The following is a 19161-nucleotide window of genomic DNA, read 5'->3' on the forward strand; positions in this document are numbered from 1 at the left end:
CCGATGGACGAGGTCAAGAGGTTGTTGGAGGGGTTCGCGGACCAGGCCGCCGAAGGGCTGCCGGACGCGGATATCGACGCGGACGTGACCCGCGGGCGGATCGCGCTGCGGAGGATCAAGCGCCGGCGCCGGGTCACCGGGGTGCTGTGCGTCGCGGCCGCGTCGGCGCTCGTGCTCGCGATCGGCAACCTGAAGTGGTGGGGGAACGGCAGCGAGGTGGCCGGCGGTCCTCCCGAGCAGGAGACCGCCGCCGCGTCCGCGACTCCCGCGACTCCTGCGTCGAAGCCGCGCACCGCGCCGTCGAGCACTCAGACGATGTCGATGTTCGGCGCGTCCGTCGTCGAGCTGGTCGCGAACAAGGAGGCGTGGAGCACGTTCAACTGCACGCTGGCGCCGAAGGGATGGAGTCCCGAGACTCCGATGACGGCAACCCGCGTCGTGCTGTCCCAGCCGGAGATGCGGACCGCCAACAGCGCCGCCAAGGTGGTGCTGCAAGCCGCGCCGCAGGCCCGCAGCCTGTCGAATGTCCGCGTCGCCGACGCGAGCGGCAAGACTTTCCACATCGGCACCCTCGACGGCCGCCTGACCGGTCAGGTGAAGCTGTCCGACCAGTGGTTGCTGGTCGAGCTCCCGACCGGCACGGTCGAGTGGCCGGACGACGTACTCCGCCGCTTCCTGGACTCCTGCACGGTGAACTAGACGCGCTGCGACTGGCGCGCGACCTCCACTTGAGATAGGCAGGGCTTGTCCCTGTCCCCGAGTCCGTGTGGGGGAACTCGTGAAAAAGCTCGTCGCAACTCTGTCTGCAGGCACCCTCGTTCTCACTGCCTTCACCGCCTCAACCACCGCAGAAGCGCAAGCTCCAACGCGGCAACCGACCTCGATCGGGTACGGCGGCGCGGTGTCGTCGATCGACCCCGACGCGACCAACATCGGCCTCGACGTACTGCGTCGTGGTGGTAACGCCGTCGACGCCGCAGTCGCCACGGCCGCCGCGCTCGGCGTGACCGAGCCGTACTCGGCCGGCATCGGCGGCGGCGGATACTTCGTGTACTACAACGCCAAGACGCACAAGGTGTCGACGATCGACGGCCGCGAGACGGCGCCAGCGACGATGCCGCCCAACGCGTTCGTGGATCCGGCCACCGGTGCGGCGTACCCGTTCGCGCAGCTCGTGACGTCGGGGGTGTCGATCGGCGTACCGGGAACGCTCGCGACCTGGGACAAGGCCCTGAAGCAATGGGGTTCGCTGTCACTCGGCAAGGCGCTGAAGCCGGCCGCGGATCTGGCCGACCGCGGGTTCGTGGTGGACCCGACGTTCCGTCTGCAGACGTTGGAGAACAAGGACCGGTTCGCGCAGGTCGTGCCGACCGCGAAGCTGTTCCTGCCGAACGGCGACGCGCCTCTGGTCGGCTCGCTGTTCAAGAACCCCGAGCTTGCCGCCACCTACAAGCTGCTCGGGCAGCAGGGCCCGTCGGCGTTCTACAGCGGTCCGCTCGCCGGTGAGATGGCGGCCGTCGCCAAGAACCCGCCGAAGACACCGGACGCGACGTTGCCGTTCTTCCCCGGCTACTTGGAGACCGGCGATCTCGCGTCGTACAAGGCGATCGACCGCGCCCCGACCAAGGTCAGGTACGACGGTCTGGACGTCTACGGCATGCCGCCGTCGTCGTCGGGTGGCAGCACCGTCGGTGAGGCGTTGAACATCCTGCAGCCGCAGCACCTGCGGCAGCAGTCGACGACGCAGGCGCTGCACACGTACCTCGAGGCGTCGGCACTGGCGTTCGCGGATCGCGGCGCATACGTCGGCGACCCGGCGTACGTCGACGTACCGCTGAATGAACTGTTGTCGCGAGGGTTCGGGGCCGAGAGGTCCTGCCTGATCGACCCGCAGCACGCGGCGACCAAGCCGGTGGCTGCGGGCTCGCCGGACGGCCAGTACTCGCAGTGTGCCGAGGGTAGTGCGGTTGAGCAGCGCCCGGATAGCGAGGGACGTTCGACGACGCACATGGTCGCGGCCGACAAGTGGGGCAACGTGGTCTCGTACACGTTGACGATCGAGCAGACCGGTGGCAGCGGGATCACCGTGCCGGGGCGTGGCTTCCTGCTGAACAACGAGCTGACGGACTTCTCCGCCGTACCGAGCCCGACGGACCCGAACCGGGTCGAGGCCGGGAAGCGGCCGCGGTCGTCGATGTCGCCGACGATCGTGCTGCGTGGCGGCAAGCCGTACATCGCGCTCGGTTCGCCGGGCGGCTCGACGATCATCACGACCGTCCTGCAGACGTTGACCAACCGTCTCGACCGCGGCATGACGCTGCCGGAGGCGATCGCGGCACCGCGGGCGGCGCAGCGCAACACCGCGTCGGTGACGGCCGAGCAGGCGTTCATCGATAGGTACGGCGCATCGCTGGCGCCGTACGGTCACACGTTCATGGCGCCGGGTCTGCCGGGGAGCTCGGCCGCTGAGATCGGTGCGGTCGCGGCGCTCGAATTCCTGCCCGGTGGTGCGATCCTCGCGGCGGCCGAACCGAGCCGACGCGGCGGGGGAGCAGCGGGAACGGCCTGGCCCTTAAAGTGACGCGATGATCGCGGCGACCAGATCGGCTCGTTCGGTCAGGGTCGCCGCGATCACCTGCTCGTGGACGGCATGGGCGCCTTTGCCGATCGGGCCCAGGCCGTCCAGCGTTGGGATCCCCAACCATCCGGTCAGATTCGTGTCGGCCGCGCCGGTCGCGGCCGCACCGCCGACCTCCTGACCGACGGACCGCCCGGCCGCGATCACCTTCGCCAGCAACTCGTCAGTCGCGGCCGACGGTTGCCAGGCCGGCCGGTTCGACAAGACGCGCACCGTCAACTGCGCGTCCCGCACCGGCTGTAGTTCGGTGACGGCCTGTAGCACGGCCTCTTCTGTCGCCGGATCGACGAAGCGGAACCCGATATCGGTCGCCGCCGATCCCGGTACGACGTTCGTCCGCCCGCCACCCGTGATGGTGCCGACGTTGCACAGCACCTCGTCGTGGTCGGAGGCGATCCGCCGTACGGCGATCAACTGGTCGACGAGTTCATCGATCGCGGACACGCCGCTTGCCGGATCGAGAGCGGCATGCGCCTCGCGGCCGGTGACCTCGATGCGCACCCTGGTGCTGCCCCAGCGCGACGTCTTCAGGTCGCCGTTCGGATGCGGCGGTTCGAACCCGAATGCGGCGTACGCACCCTTCGCCTCGGCCGTCACCAGTGAACGTGCCGACGGGGAACCGATCTCCTCGTCGGCGACCACGACGACCCTCAGCGGTCGGTGGTCGCGGCCGGCGACCTGCTCCAGGGCGGTCTCGAAGACGACGAGGCCGCCCTTCATGTCGAAGACGCCGGGGCCGTGGATGACACCGTCCTGCTCGCGCCAGGGCATCGCTTTCTGCAGTTGCCCGATCGGCCAGACGGTGTCGTGGTGCGCGAGGAAGAGCAGTGGAGCCTCGCCGGTGCGGCCCGGGAAGTCGGCCACCAGGTGGTCGCCGGTCGGGGTCGGCACGCGGCGGATGGTCGCGCCGAGCTCGGCGTACCGCGTTTCCAGCCGGTCGGCGAACGCGTTCAGCGCGGCCACGTCGCCGGTCGGGGTCTCCGCGCCGACGTACTCCCTGAGTCGCTCGATCATCATAGATAGTCAACGTATCATCATCCGATCAGCGATTGACCAGCAATGACTGCCGAGGGATAGGATCAAGATATGAATCGTATCTCTGAGGTGAGCTTTCGCGCGGTCTCGCTCACCACGGCGTCCCGGTTCGCCGAGGCCTCGACGCTGTACCGCGAGGTCTTCGGCTACCTCGACCCGGCGTACGGGCTGAACCCGCGGCTGCTCGGCGCGCTGGCGAGCAACGGCGGCTCGGTGGTCGGCATCCTCGACGAGAGCGACCGGCTGGTCGCGTTCGCGTACGGCTTCTGCGGCACCGACCGGCGCGGTTTCTACCACTACTCGCAGTCGGCCGTGGTGGCCGCCGGGCAGCAGGGCCGCGGCCTCGGCCGGATGCTCAAGCACGCCCAGCGAGAAGTTGCCCTCAGCCACGGTATGTCGCGGATGCGCTGGACCTATGACCCGGCGCAGATCCGCAACGCGCACTTCAACCTCGACGTGCTCGGCGCCCGCGGCCGCTGGTTCGCGCCCGACATGTACGGTCCGGGCACCGACCGCGTGGTCATCGAGTGGGACCTGACCCGCGAGCACCCCACGACCCCGGATGCTTTGACCGAGCTGATCGTGCCGACCGATCCGGCCGAACTCCGTAGGTCGTTCGAGGAACTGCTCGGCAAGGGACTCGTCGCCGTCTCGTGCCGGCAGCTCCCGGACGGCAATGGCGCCTACTACTTCGGGCCGGCCGACCATGCCTGAGGATCCCCACAACCGCGAGCTCGCGAGCCCCCACGAGCGGTACGACGCCCGGCTGCAACGCCGATCGTCGACGCTGCTGCAGCGTCGCGTGGTCGAGCAGGAACGCGCCTCGATCGACGATGCCCTGGACCAGATCCTCACCGACGAGTCGATCGCGCAGGCCGCGGCCCGGATCGTCGCCGCCCGCCGGCGCTTCATCATCGGCTCGGCGAAGTCGTACTCGTACGCGTCGCTGCTGGCGTTCGACCTCGGCGTCGGCCTCTCGCAGGTGACGCTGATCGACGGCACCGTCGTCCGCGGCGTCGACGTCCTGTCCGACGTCCGGTCCAACGACCTGATGGTCGCGTTCTCGTTCCGCCGGTATCGCCGCGACACCGTCGAGATCGCCCGCCGGTTCGTCGAGGCCGGTGGTGAGCTCGTCGCGGTCACGGACTTCGAGGACGCGCCGCTGGCGAAGCTCGCCGACCAAAGCATCTACGTCGCGACCGGGAGTGCGTCGTACGTCGACTCGCCGACAGTCGTCGCCTCGGTGCTGCACGTGCTCGCGACGCTGACCACGGCGAGCTCGAAGGGCGCACGCCGACGGCTGATGGAGCGGGATCGGTTGAACACGGAGCTGGGCCTGTATGTCAACTGAGCTGAAGATCGTCGCCGCCCGGCTGCATCGGGTGCGGATGCCGTTGGTGCACGAGTTCCAGACCAGCTCGCACCGCAAGACGTACCTCGATCACATCCTTGTCCAACTGGAGGACGCGTCGGGCGCGATCGGGTGGGGCGAGATCGCGTCGTCCTCGGATCCGTACTACGCGCCCGAAACGGTCGAGTCCTGCTGGCACATCGCCACGCAGTACCTGCTCCCCGCCGTGTTGGGCCGACCGTGGAGGCACCCCGACCAGCTGGCCAAGGTGTGGTCCAAGGTCCGCGGCAACAACTTCGCCAAGGCCGGTGTGGACATGGCCGCGTGGGTCCTGTGGGCCGAGACGCAAGCGGTGCCGCTGGCAACCGTCCTGGGTGGTACGCGGACCGAGGTTGTCGCGGGTGTCTCGCTGGGCATCGAGCCGACGATCGACGATCTGCTCACCGAGGTCGAGCGCCAGGTCGCCGCCGGGTATCCACGGGTGAAGCTGAAGATCGCTCCGGGCTGGGACGTAGAGCCGGTCCGTGCCGTGCGTACGGCGTACCCCGAGCTTGATCTGCATGTGGATGCTAACGGGATCTACACGGCCGACGACCTGACTGATGTGCGGAAGCTGGACGAGTTCGGGCTGACGATGATCGAGCAGCCGTTCGCGCCGCGGGACCTGCTCACGCACGCCGCGCTGCAACGCACGGTCGGTACGCCGGTGTGTCTCGACGAGAGTGTTGAGACCGTCGACGACCTGGAGACCGCGCTGGCGTTAGAAGCGCTGCAGATCCTCAACATCAAGGTGTCGCGGATGGGCGGCCTCGGCGCGGCGCGCGCGGCGCACGATCGGGCGCAGCAGGCCGGGATCGGCGTCTGGTGCGGCGGCATGCACGAGTTCGGCATCGGCCGGCTCGCGAACGTCGCCCTCTCCAGTCTCCCCGGGTTCACCCTCCCATCGGATGTGTCCGCCTCGGAGAAGTACTACGCCCGGGACATCGTCGTACCCGCCGTGGTCGCGGTCCAAGGCGTTGTACAGGTGCCCGAGGCAACCGGTCTCGGTCACGCCGTGGACCGCGGACTGATCGTAGCCAACACGGTCGCTGAGCAGTCCTTCGGACCAGAACAGGAGTGATTCGATGCGCGTGGCACTGACCGGCGGCCTGATCGCGGACGGCACCGGGGCCGAACTGGTGCCCGGGACGGTGCTGGTCGAGGGCGAGCGCATCGCCGCGGTGCTGCCACCCGGTGAGCCGGTCGCCGAAGCCGAGGTCATCGATGCCACGGGCAACATTGTGGCACCGGGGTTCGTCGATCTGCACTCACACGCGGATTTCAGTCTCGGCGCGAGCCCGGCCGCCGAGTCGCAGCTCGCCCAGGGCGTCACCACGCTGGTCGCGGGGAACTGCGGCTGGTCGCCGTTCCCGATCACCGACCTCGAGACGCTGCGTGCGGGTACGGCGTTCCTCGATCCGAAACACGACTGGTCGTGGACCGACCTCGCCGGGTTCGCTGCAACCCTGCAACCGGCGGTGAACCTGGCGCTGCAGGTCGGCCACTGCACGCTGCGGATCGCCGCGATGGGCAGCGCGAAACGGCTGCCGTCGCCCGACGAGCTCCGGACGATGCAGGACCTGCTGCGGGCGGCCGCCGATCAGGGCGCGGTCGGGTTCTCGACCGGGTTGATCTACGCGCCGGGCGCGTACGCATCACCTGAAGAGGTGGCCGCGTTGGTCGCCACCGCTGCTGAGTGCGGGCTGCTGTACTCGACCCACATCCGCAACGAGGGCGCGGGTCTGCTCGCTGCGCTCGACGAGGCGATCGCGGCGGCGCGGGCGGGAGGCGCGCGGCTGGAGATCTCGCATCTCAAGGCCGTTGGCAAGGCCAACTACGGTCTCGTCGACGCCGCGCTCGAACACCTGGACAAGGTTGATGACGTCGACCTCGGCTGGGACGCCTACCCGTACACCGCCACCAGCACAACCCTCACCACCAGGCTCCCGACCTGGGCCCTCGCCGGTGGCACCCTCCTCGACCGACTCGCCGACCCGGCCGAACGCGCGCGGATCGCCGAAGCCCTCCGCGCCGATGACTTGCTCTCGCCGGACTCGGTCGTGATCGCATCCCTCCCGCCCGGCCGCTACGAGGACAGCCGCGGCCTCAGCCTCACCGAGATCGCGCAGCGCGACGGGGTCGACGCCGCGGAGATCGTCCTTCGCATCCTCGAGTCCCACCAGGCCGCGGTCAGCGTGGTGAACCACGCGATGAGCGAGGAGGACGTGACAACCGTCCTCGAACATCCGCGAACGGCAGTCGCCAGCGACGGCTGGATCATGGACGCAACCGGCCCGGGACATCCGCATCCCCGCAACTTCGGCACCTTCCCCCGCGTCCTCGGCCACTACGCCCGCGACCGCGCCATCCTCACCCTCCCCGAAGCCATCCGCCGAATGACCTCACTCCCCGCAACCCGTCTAGGATTCTCCGACCGGGGCATCATCAAACCAGGCGCAATCGCCGACCTAACAGTCCTGAACCCCGACAAGATCACCGACAACTCGACGTACGACGATCCGTGGCAACTCTCCACCGGCATCAACCACGTCCTCCTAGCCGGCCAAGCGGCTCACACCGGCAGCGGTCGCGTCATTTCTTGAAGCGCTGGGGTGCGTTCGGGAGTGGGGGAGGGGCGGTGGCTGAGCGCTCCGTGATCGTCTCGATCCAGCCGTCGTTCTCGGACAGCAGTTCGTCCAGGACGGCCTGATCGACGTCCCGCAGTACCACCATCCACGGGTGGTCTTCGTCGTCGTCCTCGCCGTGGAAGCGCCCACGCCGTACCTCGCCGTCCAGTAGGTCGGCGACAACCGCTGCGTCCTCCTGCTCCCAGAAGTAGGCGATCAGCTCCATGGCTGACACCGTACGCTTCTCCCATGAGCACGTTTCCCTGGTTGAAGGGGCATGGGACCGAGAACGACTTCGTGATCCTGCCCGATCCCGATGGTTCCGTGCACGGCGAGCTGGACGCGTCGGTGGTGCGGTTCCTCTGCGACCGGCATGCTGGGCTCGGCGCAGACGGTGTACTGCGGGTGATCCAGGGCGACAAGCAGTCGTACGTCGAGGACGGCGGCGACTGGTTCATGGACTACCGAAACGCGGACGGGTCGATCGCGGAGATGTGCGGGAACGGCGTCCGGGTCTTCGTGAAGTACCTGGCGGAGGCGGGCCTGATCGACGGCAAGCCGGTCCGGGTCGGCACCCGCGCGGGCGTCAAGGAGGTCGCGCAGAACGACGACGGCACGCTGACCGCCGACATGGGCGAGCCGAAGATACCCGACGCGGCCGGGATCGTGGTCGAGGCCAACGGTCACCGGTGGCCCGCCGTGCACGTCGACATGGGCAACCCGCACGCGGTCGCGTTCGTCGACAACCTGAACGAGCCGGGCAATCTGTGCGATCAGCCCACGTGGTCGCCGGCCGATGCGTTCCCGCACGGGGTGAACGTGGAGTTCGTCGTACGGCGTGGTCCGCGCGACGTCCAGATGCGGGTGCACGAGCGCGGGTCGGGGGAGACGCGGTCCTGCGGCACGGGGACCTGCGCCGTGACCGTGGCGGCCGCGCGGGCGGCCCGTGAGGAGCGCCCGGTGACGTACCGCGTCGGCGTACCGGGTGGTGAAGTGAGCGTGACGTGGCGCGCGGACAACCACCTGGAACTGACCGGACCGGCCGTTTTGCACGCTCGTGGCGAGTTCGACCGCGCGTGGCTGGGAATCTGATTCCTGCGTGGGGCGTTGACTCCTGGTAAACGGGTCGCTTGTACTTGAGGCCCGTGCCACCATGGAAGGTATATGACGACCCATTCACACGCATACGAAGAGACCACCGACGTCGAAACCGACCTCATCGAGGGCGATGACTCCGGCGATTCGTTGACGGGTCACGATGAGTATGACAACGAACTGACCACCGAGGGCCTCGAGCTCGAGGAGCGCCAAGCGCTCCGGCGCGTGGTTGGTATGTCGACCGAGCTGACGGACATCAGCGAGGTCGAATACCGCAAACTGCTGCTCGAGCGGGTGCTGCTGGTCGGCGTCTGGACCGAGGGCAGCGCCGAGGACGCGGAAAACTCGCTGGCCGAGCTGAAGCTGCTCGCCGAGACCGCCGGTTCCGAGGTACTGGACGGCGTGATCCAGCGGCGGAAGAAGCCCGACCCGGCGACCTTCATCGGTTCCGGCAAGGTGGCCGACCTGCGCAACCTGGTCGCGTCGCTCGGTGCGGACACCGTGATCGCCGATGGCGAGCTGGCGCCCGCGCAGCTGCGCAACCTGGAAGACCGGCTCAAGGTCAAGGTGGTCGACCGGACCGCGCTGATCCTGGACATCTTCGCGCAGCACGCGAAGAGCAAGGAAGGCAAGGCCCAGGTCGAGCTGGCCCAGCTGCAGTACATGAAGCAGCGCCTGCGTGGTTGGGGTGGAAACCTGTCCCGCCAGGCCGGTGGACGCGTCGGTGCGGCCGGCGGTGGTATCGGCGGCCGTGGTCCCGGTGAGACCAAGATCGAGACCGACCGGCGCCGGATCAACACCAAGATCGCGAAGCTGCGCCGGATGCTCAAGAACATGAAGAGCACCCGGTCGACGATGCGCCAGGAGCGTCGCCGCAACCTGGTCCCGTCGGTCGCGATCGCGGGGTACACCAACGCCGGCAAGTCCTCGCTGCTGAACCAGATCACCGGCGCGGGCGTGCTGGTCGAGGACGCGCTGTTCGCGACCCTGGACCCGACGACCCGCCGTACGACGACTGCGGACGGCCGCGTGTACACGCTGACCGACACGGTCGGTTTCGTCCGGCACCTGCCGCACGACATCGTCGAGGCGTTCCGCTCGACGCTGGAGGAGGTCACGGACGCCGACCTGCTGCTGCACGTGGTCGACGGTTCGCACCCGGACCCGATCGCGCAGATCCAGGCGGTCCGCGAGGTACTGGCCGAGATCGCCGCGACCGACGTACCGGAGATCGTGGTGATCAACAAGGCCGACGCCGCCGACCCGCTCGCGCTGGCGCCGATCCTGCACCGCGAGCCGGGCGCGATCGTCGTGTCCGCCCGCACCGGCGAAGGCATGGACAAGCTCCGCGAACTGATCGAGGGCGCCCTGCCGCAGCCGCACGTGGCCCTTGAGGTCCTGCTGCCGTACGACCGCGGCGACCTGGTCTCCCGGATCCACTCCGAGGGCTCGGTCGAGCAACTCGAACACACCGCGGAAGGCACCCACCTGACCGCACGGGTCCACCCGGCCCTCGCCGGCGACCTCACGCCGTACCAGGTGGCAACGGCTTAATAACACACAGCGTGAGCGCGACGTCGATCTCTTGGCGTCGCGCTCACGCTGTGTCATCCTCCGGAACAGGGGTGGGGGATGACAATCGGCATCAACATCGGCGTCGCCTGGTCGACGCATTTCCAGCGGCAAGGTCTCGACAAGCTCTGGTACCGGCGGCTGCGCTACGCCTACCGGGCACCGGCGCTGTTCCTCGAAGGGATGCTCGCGGCCGGCGCGAACGTCCGGTTCGTCAGCTTCGACGAGAACTTGGTCGACCAGGATCTCGGCCAGGGCGGCGAGGCGCAGCAGGTCGACATCCTGTACGTCGCCACACACGGGATGAGCGGTCCGTCCGGATACGAGCTCGCACTGCACGCCGACGACTGGCCGGTGCTCGCGGGCGGATTCGGCGACCAGGGCCCGTCGATCGTGATCTTCGACTGCTGCGACCTGGCCGATCCGAGCGTGAGCGGCTGGGACCAGGCCTGGCGCACCGACAAGATCGGGCCGCAGCTCCGGCTCGTCCTCGGCTTCGCGTCGCCGGCCTCGGTGTCCCGGCAGGCCTCGATCCGCGGTACGGCGTTCGCGCAGGAGCTGGCCACGAAGCCGGTGACCGACGCGTGGTTCACGTCGATCCAGGCCGGTAGCTACGTCGGCACCGACAAACCGATCGCGATCGCGTTCGGCGACGACGACGTGGACGCGCAGAAGGTCCTCGACTTCGCGTCGGCGGGTTCGCCGCCGGGACCGCGGACCAGCCAGGTCCCCAGCCTGGCGTGGAGGACGTGACATGTACTGGGACGACTTGATGCCGACCGACACGGCCGACTGGGCCGCTGACCAGATGCAGGGCCGGGAGCCACCGCCGAATCTCTTGTTCGCGCCACCGGGAGAGCAAGAGGCCGCGGCCGAGCGCATCCGGTACGAGTTCGACCGGCGGATCGAGATCTCGCCGCGGACCGGCACCGTCCGCATCGCCGGGCCGGTCGACGACCTGCCGATGGACGGCATTGTGGAGTTCTTCCTCGACACCGCGACCTTCCATCGCGACCCCGACCCCGAGGTCGAGCTGAGGACCGACGAGCAACCGCCGAAGTTCGTCCAGCGGCAGCTGCTGACCAGAATCGAAGGCATCCGGTCGGTGGGTCCTGGCGGCCGCGTGACCTGGTTCAACCTGCCGTCCGGGGACTTCGTCGACCTCACGGTCCGGCCCCGGGCAGAGCGGATCCGCGCTGCGGGGTGGCGTGATCCGCGGGAGGTCGCGGCGGCTGTCAACGGCATGGTCGGGGACGCGCGGGGCTTCCGGTTGCGTGGGGCCTTCGGCTACAGCGAGCCGTCGGGCTACGAGGTCGCCGGGTTGTGCCGGCCGTCGTTCGTCTTCGTCCTGGACGGTCCGCCGATGGAAGGGCGTCCGCATTGGCGCGTGAGTATCGCCGTACCGGCCTCCCGGGACGGCGACGGCGACGACGGGAACGCCGGTCGCGGGCAGGACTCGGATTGGTGCGTCTGACAACTGGATCTGACAACAAGGGTGGGGGAGTGGTGGGGATGGGTGCGTTTCTCGGGATCACGCTGGGTGTGCTGATCGCGGTGGTGTATCCGGTGCTGAGGGGCTACATCAGGAAGGAGTTCGGGCCTGTCGCGGTGCCCGGGCTGCCGCCCTGGGTGAAGAAGTACGCCGCCTTGTTCGCGTTCTGCGCGGCGAGCGCGCTGATCGTGCTCGCCGTCTTCAAGTCGGCGAAACCGGACACCGAGATCAGCTTCTGGATCGCCCTGGTGATGGGCTTCGGCTACGAGGCCGTCGTGGAGAAGGTCTTCGCGAAGCCGCTGACCGCCTAGACGGACCGGCGGCCCGGGAGCAGGACTCCCGGGCCGCCGGTACTACTTGTTGCTCAAGGCACTACTTGCGCTTCGAGATCTCGATCTTCATCGTGGTGCCGGTCTTGGAGACGACCTTGATGTTGACGCCGTTGTTCGGGACCTTGACGCTGCTCGTCGGCTGGTCCGCGGTCCAGTACGACTTGCTGTCATTGAAGGTCGGTACGGCGTTCTGGCCACGGATGTAGCTCGCCTGCCCGTTGATGTGCAGGGTGAACGAGTCCGCCTTCTCGAGGCCGAACGGAGCGTCGTACCCGCCGACGCGCGGACGCCACAGCTGGCCGTCGATGCGGTTGATCGGGACCGGGTGGCTGTCGACCGGCAGGACCAGGCCCTCACCCGGGTGGGTGTTGGTGTTGTTGTTGCGCTGCGACGTGTCCCAGTACCAGACCAGCAGACCGTCCTGGTACGGGAAGTGCTCCACCTTGTCGCCCAACGTGCTCGCCCAGCCGAAGTTGTACGGCCCGGTCTTCAGGTGCTGGTCGTACGACACGTAGTTGATGTTCGAGGCGAGGTAGTAGTTGTCGTACGGCGTCGTGATGGTCGCACCGACCGAGCTGAAGCCGTTCAGGGTCCAGCCTTCCGGCGTCGCCTCGGCACCGGAGTCGACCAGCGTGGTCGAGCCCGAGATCACCTTGATGTCGTCGGCGAAGAACCCGTAGCCACCGGTGTTCGCGTCGGTCGAGTAGCGCAGCTGCAGGCCGATCGTCTTGCCCTGGTAGGCGGACAGGTCGAACTCCGCCGCTTCCCAGCCGTCGCTCTTGCCGTCGATGCCGTTGCCCTCGGCCGCCGTGGTGATCGAGCCGGCGATCGGCTTGTAACCGGTGCCGTCGTCGACCTCGACGTACGCGTAGTCGCACGCGTCGGGGCCGCAGTCCTCGATGTCCCAGTTCGCCTGGAACGTCAGCTTGGTGGTGCCGGCCGGTACGGCGACCTGCCGGTTCATCGTGTGGGTGAACTCGTCGCCTTCACCGCTCCACCAGGACTTGGTGCCGACCGGGGGTGTCTGCAGCGGCGTGGTGACCAGCTTCTTCGGCAAGGTGACGACCGCGGCCTGCGCCTTGGACGAGTTGTACTCGTGCGGTCCGAGCTCGAGCGTCCTGTTCTGGCCCGCGTTCACGATCTCGTAGTCGAGCCAGCCGAGCTGCAGCTTGTCCCAGACACCGAAGTCGGCCGCCTGCTCGCCGATACCGCCGTCAGTCGGCTTGCCGACCCGGCTCTGCGCCATGATCGTCCACCAGTTCACGCCGTTCTCGACCGCGGCACCCGAGGTGTCGTAGTGGTCAGGCAGGCCCAGGTCGTGCCCGTACTCGTGGGCGAAGACGCTGATGCCGCCGTTCTCCGGCTGGATGGTGTAGTCGCCGACGTAGAGCCCGGTGTCGCCGACCTGGGCGCCGCCGGCCGGGTTGTTGGACGGGCCGCCGGGGAAGCCGGCGTACCAACGGTGCGACCAGATCGCGTCCTCGCCCTGCTGCGGGTCGCCGTCGGCCTGGTCGCCACCGGCGTGCACGATCTGGAAGTGGTCGATGTAGCCGTCCGGCTCGTTGAAGTTGCCGTCACCGTCGAAGTCGTAACGGTCCCACTGGTCGAAGGTCTTCAGGTCCGCGGTGATCTGCGCCGTGGTCCGCCCGGCCGCTTTCTGGTCGACGACCCACTGGTTGACCGCGTCCTGGACCAGGTTCCAGGTGTTGCTGCAGACGTTGCTGGCGCACGGGAAGCCGTTCGAGCGGCCGTACCGGGCCTCGTTGTACTTGACCTTCACCCAGTCAGTGACCTCGCCGGACACCGAGTACCGGCCGGACGACTGCTTCTCGTAGTACTTCTTCACCGAGTTGCCGTTGCCGAAGTACAGGTCCGCGAAGTGCTGCTGGTTGTAGTCGGCCTGCCAGACGGTGGAGTTGTCCACCGAGCGGTCCGGCTCCGGGATCGCGTTGTGCAGCGGGCCCTCGAAGGTGGCCGGGCCGGGGATGGTCGGCGCCTGGTCCTTGTCCGGGTAGCTCGGGTGCCGCTCGTTGCCGAACTCGGCCAGCACCACGAAGATCCGGTCGGTCTTCTCCCGGGAGAGTTCGACGTACTGGTCGACGCGGCCCGTGGCGGTCTTCACAGCCTTGGCGCCGAGGACGCCCTTCGTGCCGGCCGCCTTGGTGCCGAGCTTGACGACCGTGCTGCCGTTGCGCTTCTCAGGCTTGGCCTGACCGTTGATGACCTTGGTGAGAGCCTCCTGCCGCAGCTCGCGGCGCTTGTCCTCGAGCGGGCTGGGCAGCTCGTCAGATGCTGGTGCGGCCTCACTTGCGCTCGGCGCAGACCCTTGCTTGGACGGTGTGGCGGCGTTCCCGGCCGTAGCTGCGGCGATGCCGAGCCCGGTCGTCGCCGCCAAAGCCAGGCTGAACAGCCCAGCGGGTAGCTTGCGCACGATTCCCCTCCGTGTCTGATAACGCAGTGTGTTCGTAGCTCCCCCGAGCGTGTTTGCGCGAGAGTACGGGGAAATGAGCGTCAGCTGAAGTGGAACTGAGGAAATGCTGTGAAGGAGCGGGGAAACCTGCACTCTGAGTAGAAGGGCTCACGCATTCCACCCCTGGCACTTGGCAGACTGATGCGCGTGGAGCGCGAGACCGTGGACCTGCTGCAGCCGCTGTGGCGTGCGCTGGTCGTGTTCCGCCTGCTGACCTGGGCGTTCGCGTGCTTCGGCGTGTGGACTCGCTGGGACGGCATCGTCCGCCCGTTCGGCGCGGTGCTCCAGCTGGCCGTGATGGGCATCTGGACGCTGATCTCGTCGTACGGCTACAGCCGCCGCTGGGGCCGCCGCAACACGCGGCTCGCGTTCGCGGACCTGATCGTCACGGTCGGCTGCATGTTCGCGACCTTGTGGGCACAGCCATTGCTAGACATCCGCGCCGGCGCCTCCGTGCTGACCTCGGTGTGGGCGGCTGGGCCGGTCCTCGCGCTCGCGATCTCCCGCGGTCGCGACGGCGGCCTGCTCGGCGCCGCCACGATCAGCCTCGCGCTGCTGTCGCTGCGTGGGGTCGAGAACGTGTCGAAGATCCTCAGCAACGTCCAGCTGCTGCTGGTGGCCGGTCTCGTCGTCGGGTACGCCGCCTCGACCATGCGGCAGGCGGGCGTTCGGCTGCGCGAGGCGATCGCTACGGAGAGCGCGACCGCCGAGCGGCTGCGGCTCAGTCGTTCGATCCACGACGGCGTACTGCAGGTGCTGGCCCAGGTGCAGCGTCGCGGTACGGCGATCGGCGGCGAAGCGACCGAACTGGCCCAGCTGGCCGCCGAACAGGAAGTTGCCCTCCGCACCTTGATGTCCACCCGCCCGACCGTCGCGGCGGGCAATCGCGTTGATCTGTGTGGATTGTTGTTGCCACTGGCCACGACCCGGATCGACGTCGTCGTACCGGCCACGCAGGTCCTGCTGCCCGCCTCCACGGCCGAGGAACTGGTTGCCGCGGTCAAGGAAGCACTCAGTAACGTGTCGAAGCACGCTGGCCCCGACGCCCGGTCGTGGGTGGTCGTCGAGGACTTGGGCGGGGAAGTCGGCGTGTCGATCCGGGACGACGGAGTCGGTACGACGCCCGCGCGCCTCGAGCAGGCCCGCGTGAACGGCCACCTGGGCGTCAGCCAGTCCATCCGCGGCCGGATCGCCGACCTGGGCGGCACCGTCACCGTCCGGACCGCCCCCGGCGAAGGAACCGAATGGGAGCTGAAAGTGGAGGTTTCGTGACGCGAATAATGATCGTCGACGACCATCCGATGTGGCGGGAGGGTGTGGCGCGCGACCTGGGAAGCCGCGGGTACGACGTGTGCGCGACCGCCTCGGACGTCGCGAGTGCGGTGAAGATCGCGCTGGCGACCCGCCCGGACGTGGTGGTGATGGACCTGCAACTCGGCGACGGCTCCGGCGTGGACGCGACCCGCGAGATCACCACGGCCCTCCCCGACACGCGCGTCCTGGTCTTGTCGGCCAGCGCCGAGCAGGACGACGTACTCGCGGCCGTCAAGAACGGCGCGTCCGGGTATCTGGTGAAGTCGGCGTCTTTGGACGAGTTCGACGAGGCAGTACGCCGTACTGCCGAGGGCGACGCGATCTTCAGCGCGGGCCTGGCCGGGCTCTTGCTGGGGGAGTACCGCCGCCTGGGCGAGACCGGCCCCGAGGTCCCGCACCTCACCGACCGCGAAACCGAGGTCCTGCGCCTGGTGGCCCGCGGCCTCACCGCCAAACAGATCGCCACCCGCCTGGTCCTCTCCCACCGCACCGTCGAGAACCACGTCCAGAACACCCTCCGCAAACTCCAACTCCACAACCGAGCCGAACTAGTCCGCTACGCCATAGAACACGGCCTGGACGCCACGGAGTAGTCCGGACCATGCGACACGGTCGCTTGTGGGTTTGTGTGGTGGGCCGGTTGAATGGCGTTCGTACACTGTGCGTTCCACGTCCGCGTGGATGCTCTCTGTCACGACACCTGCACTGCGGGTGCCTATCTCCGGAGGATTCGGTGAACCGGTCGTCCCTTGTCCGCGCACTTCTCGCCTTCCTGATCCTGGCGGCGTCGACGTACGTCACGCTGACGGCGAAACCACAGCTCGGTCTCGACCTGCGTGGCGGAACGCAGATCGTCCTCCAGGCGAAGGACTCGCCGACGGTCAAGGCGACCAAGGAGACCACCGACAAGGCCACCCAGGTCCTGCACCGGCGGATCGACGCGCTCGGCGTCAGCGAGCCGAACGTCACCCGCCAGGGCGAGAACCGGATCATCGTCGAGCTGCCCGGCGTCCAGGACCCGCGCGAGGCCGCCAAGGTGATCGGCAAGACCGCGCAGCTCACGTTCCACGAGGTGCTCGACCAGGTCGCGGCCAAGCCGGCCAAGCCCGCGGCGGGGGAGACCTACCTGCCGCCCGAGAGCGGCCAGGGCCTCCTGCGGCTCGCCAAACCCGCGATGACCGGCGAACTGGTCAGCGGCGCCGAGGGCCGGCTCGACCCGCAGCAGGTCGCGCAGGGCTGGTTCGTCGAGATGAACTTCAAGGGCGACGGCGGCAAGACCTGGGCGAACATCACCGGCAAGGCCGCCTGTAACCCGGTCGGCACCCCGCAGCGGCTGATCGCGATCGTGCTCGACAACGAGGTCATCAGCTCGCCGCAGGTCGACCCGAACGGCGGCAACCAGCTCTGCAAGATCGGTATCGCCGGCGGCAGCACCACGATCTCCGGCTCCTTCACCGAAGCGGGTGCGAAGGACCTGGCCGCCCTGATCTCCGGCGGCGCACTGCCCGTTCCGGTCGAGGTGATCGACCAGCGCACGGTCGGCCCGTCGCTCGGTCAGGACGCGATCCAGGCCAGCGCGCTCGCCGCGATCATCGGCCTCGCACTGACCGCGCTCTTCATCATCGTGGTCTACCGCCTCGTCGGCCTGATGGCGGTCATCGGTCTCGTCGGGTACGCCGCGATGTCGTACGCCGCGCTCACCGCGCTCGGAGCCACCCTCACCCTGCCCGGCCTGGCCGGATTCGTGCTCGCGATCGGGATGGCGGTCGACGCGAACGTCCTTGTCTTCGAGCGCGCCCGCGAGGACTTCATCGCCGGCCGCACCGACGGCCTGCGCAGATCGCTGCGCAGCGGCTTCCAGAATGCGCTGTCCGCGATCGCCGACTCCAACATCACCACGCTCCTGGCGGCCGGCCTGCTGTTCGTCCTGGCCGCCGGTCCTGTCCGCGGGTTCGGCGTCACGCTCTCGATCGGTGTGATCGCGTCGATGCTGTCGGCTCTCGTGGTGACCCGCGTCCTCGCCGAGTTCGTCGTGTCGCGCGGGTTCGTCCTGCGCCGCCCGGGCCTGAGCGGGATCGCCGGCCACGGCCGGGTCCGGACCTGGCTGGAGGCCCGGCAGCCGTCGCTGATGAAGCACAGCCGCCGTTGGCTCGTCATCACCGCCGTCGCGATCATCGTGAGCGTCGCGGGCGTCGCCGTCCGCGGCCTGAACCTCGGCATCGAGTTCACCGGCGGCCGGCTGATCGAGGTCAGTACGGCGCAACGGATCACGCCGGACCAGGCGCGCGCCGCCGTCGCCGAGGCCGGGTACCCGACCGCGGTCGTGCAGGCGTCCGGGACCGACGACATCACCGTGCGGACCGGCACGATCAGCGACGACGAAGCGGTGAAGATCAAGGAGTCGCTGGCCCGGATCGGCGGCGACGCCGAGGTGATCCGCAACGAGAGCATCGGCCCGTCGCTCGGTGAGGAACTGCGGAACAAGGGCCTGATCGCCCTCGGCATCGCCCTGCTCGCTCAGTTGGCGTACCTCGCCGCGCGGTTCCGCTGGACGTTCGGCGCCGGCGCCGTTCTCGCGCTGCTGCAGAACGTCGCGGTCGTGGTCGGTGTCTTCGCCTGGACCGGGAGGCCGATCGACGGCATCTTCCTGGCCGCGCTCCTGACCGTCATCGGCTACACGGTGAACGACTCGGTGGTCGTCTTCGACCGGATCCGCGAGACCCGCAACGCCCGGGCCACCGACAACCTCGGCACGACCATCGACACCGCGATCGTGAACGTCCTGCCACGAACCGTCAACACCGGTATCTCGACCCTCTTCATCCTCGCCGCACTGCTGTTCCTCGGCGGCGACTCACTCGCCGACTTCTCCCTGGCGCTGCTGCTGGGCATCCTCGTCGGCACCTACTCGTCCAACCTCACCGCAGCGCCTTTGCTCCTCGAACTCGAACGCCGCTATCCGGCCCCACCACCGCGCCCCAAGCGCTCCCAGGTCGATCGCGACGCCCAACCCGACCGCGGCGCCGTCGTCTAGCAGACGACGGGTTATCCCCTCGCGGTGGGGGTTCTCTACTGATACACGACGGGAGAACCCTGCACACGAGGGGATAACCCCGGCTCTCCCGACCGCGCCGAGTGGTGGCGTTTGTGTGGTCCCAGGACCACACAAGATGCCTGCGGCTCGGCGGTCGAG

Annotated in this window: 17 protein-coding genes; 14 read left to right on the plus strand and 3 right to left on the minus strand. The window is 68.5% G+C overall.

All coding sequences use genetic code 11. The features are described 5' to 3' along the window. The first annotated feature begins 3 nt into the window (after positions 1-3). Together EV649_RS33845 and ggt are read left to right on the plus strand one after the other, a co-directional pair. Positions 4-699 carry a hypothetical protein gene (locus tag EV649_RS33845; protein WP_130387718.1) on the plus strand — a complete coding sequence of 232 codons (696 nt, stop codon included), beginning with the start codon at positions 4-6 and terminating at the stop codon, positions 697-699. 79 nt (positions 700-778) lie between these two features. After that, positions 779-2581, plus strand: a complete 1803-nt coding sequence (gene ggt / locus EV649_RS33850; protein ID WP_198682833.1) for a gamma-glutamyltransferase — start codon at positions 779-781, stop codon at positions 2579-2581. Here ggt and EV649_RS33855 read toward each other — a convergent pair. Next, positions 2573-3655 carry a M20/M25/M40 family metallo-hydrolase gene (locus EV649_RS33855; RefSeq protein ID WP_130387720.1) on the minus strand — a complete coding sequence of 361 codons (1083 nt, stop codon included), beginning with the start codon at positions 3653-3655 and terminating at the stop codon, positions 2573-2575. The two genes, ggt and EV649_RS33855, sit on opposite strands and share 9 nt — an antisense overlap. A gap of 69 nt (positions 3656-3724) precedes the next feature. On the opposite strand from EV649_RS33855, the gene EV649_RS33860 reads away from it, so the two are divergent. Genes EV649_RS33860 through EV649_RS33875 form a run of 4 tightly spaced genes read left to right on the plus strand, consistent with a single transcriptional unit; the run spans position 3725 to position 7666 of the window. Next, a complete protein-coding gene (locus EV649_RS33860) occupies positions 3725-4387 on the plus strand; it encodes a GNAT family N-acetyltransferase (protein ID WP_130387721.1) in 663 nt (220 codons plus the stop codon). Then, positions 4380-5024 (plus strand): SIS domain-containing protein, encoded by a 645-nt coding sequence (locus EV649_RS33865; protein ID WP_130387722.1) that lies wholly within the window; start codon positions 4380-4382, stop codon positions 5022-5024. The genes EV649_RS33860 and EV649_RS33865 overlap by 8 nt, the downstream gene beginning before the upstream one ends. Next, positions 5014-6144, plus strand: a complete 1131-nt coding sequence (menC, locus tag EV649_RS33870) for an o-succinylbenzoate synthase (RefSeq protein ID WP_241999009.1) — start codon at positions 5014-5016, stop codon at positions 6142-6144. The genes EV649_RS33865 and menC overlap by 11 nt, the downstream gene beginning before the upstream one ends. Before the next feature lie 4 nt (positions 6145-6148). Further along, a complete protein-coding gene (locus EV649_RS33875; protein WP_130387723.1) occupies positions 6149-7666 on the plus strand; it encodes an amidohydrolase family protein in 1518 nt (505 codons plus the stop codon). Here the strand turns inward: EV649_RS33875 and EV649_RS33880 are convergent. Continuing rightward, positions 7656-7916: a hypothetical protein gene (locus EV649_RS33880; RefSeq protein WP_130387724.1), complete on the minus strand. Its 261-nt coding sequence runs from the start codon at positions 7914-7916 to the stop codon at positions 7656-7658. The two genes, EV649_RS33875 and EV649_RS33880, sit on opposite strands and share 11 nt — an antisense overlap. A 23-nt stretch (positions 7917-7939) precedes the next feature. On the opposite strand from EV649_RS33880, the gene dapF reads away from it, so the two are divergent. The 5 genes from dapF (at position 7940) to EV649_RS33905 (ending at position 12163) form a co-directional block, all read left to right on the plus strand. Continuing rightward, the gene (gene dapF / locus EV649_RS33885; protein WP_130387725.1) at positions 7940-8782 is read left to right on the plus strand and encodes a diaminopimelate epimerase; all 843 of its coding nucleotides are present in this window, start codon (positions 7940-7942) and stop codon (positions 8780-8782) included. 72 nt (positions 8783-8854) lie between these two features. Further along, positions 8855-10342 carry a GTPase HflX gene (gene hflX, locus EV649_RS33890; protein WP_130387726.1) on the plus strand — a complete coding sequence of 496 codons (1488 nt, stop codon included), beginning with the start codon at positions 8855-8857 and terminating at the stop codon, positions 10340-10342. Between the two features lie 78 nt (positions 10343-10420). After that, the gene (locus EV649_RS33895; protein WP_130387727.1) at positions 10421-11113 is read left to right on the plus strand and encodes a DUF6345 domain-containing protein; all 693 of its coding nucleotides are present in this window, start codon (positions 10421-10423) and stop codon (positions 11111-11113) included. A gap of 1 nt (position 11114) precedes the next feature. Then, positions 11115-11834 (plus strand): hypothetical protein, encoded by a 720-nt coding sequence (locus tag EV649_RS33900; protein ID WP_130387728.1) that lies wholly within the window; start codon positions 11115-11117, stop codon positions 11832-11834. Between the two features lie 38 nt (positions 11835-11872). Continuing rightward, positions 11873-12163 (plus strand): hypothetical protein, encoded by a 291-nt coding sequence (locus tag EV649_RS33905; RefSeq protein ID WP_130387729.1) that lies wholly within the window; start codon positions 11873-11875, stop codon positions 12161-12163. A gap of 61 nt (positions 12164-12224) precedes the next feature. Here the strand turns inward: EV649_RS33905 and EV649_RS33910 are convergent, their stop codons facing one another. Next, on the minus strand, positions 12225-14615 hold the full coding sequence (locus EV649_RS33910) for an immune inhibitor A domain-containing protein (protein ID WP_130387730.1): 2391 nt from the start codon (positions 14613-14615) through the stop codon (positions 12225-12227). A gap of 180 nt (positions 14616-14795) precedes the next feature. Here EV649_RS33910 and EV649_RS33915 point away from each other — a divergent pair, with 180 nt between their 5' ends. The 3 genes from EV649_RS33915 to secD all read left to right on the plus strand — a co-directional run bounded on the left by EV649_RS33915 (position 14796) and on the right by secD (position 19002). Then, positions 14796-15926, plus strand: a complete 1131-nt coding sequence (locus tag EV649_RS33915; protein ID WP_130387731.1) for a DUF5931 domain-containing protein — start codon at positions 14796-14798, stop codon at positions 15924-15926. Beyond that, positions 15923-16561 carry a response regulator transcription factor gene (locus tag EV649_RS33920; protein ID WP_241999011.1) on the plus strand — a complete coding sequence of 213 codons (639 nt, stop codon included), beginning with the start codon at positions 15923-15925 and terminating at the stop codon, positions 16559-16561. The genes EV649_RS33915 and EV649_RS33920 overlap by 4 nt, the downstream gene beginning before the upstream one ends. A 140-nt stretch (positions 16562-16701) precedes the next feature. Further along, positions 16702-19002 carry a protein translocase subunit SecD gene (gene secD, locus EV649_RS33925; RefSeq protein WP_130387733.1) on the plus strand — a complete coding sequence of 767 codons (2301 nt, stop codon included), beginning with the start codon at positions 16702-16704 and terminating at the stop codon, positions 19000-19002. The last annotated feature ends 159 nt before the right edge of the window (positions 19003-19161 follow it).

Source organism: Kribbella sp. VKM Ac-2569 (genome assembly GCF_004216905.1).
In the GTDB taxonomy this organism is placed as follows: Bacteria; Actinomycetota; Actinomycetes; order Propionibacteriales; family Kribbellaceae; genus Kribbella.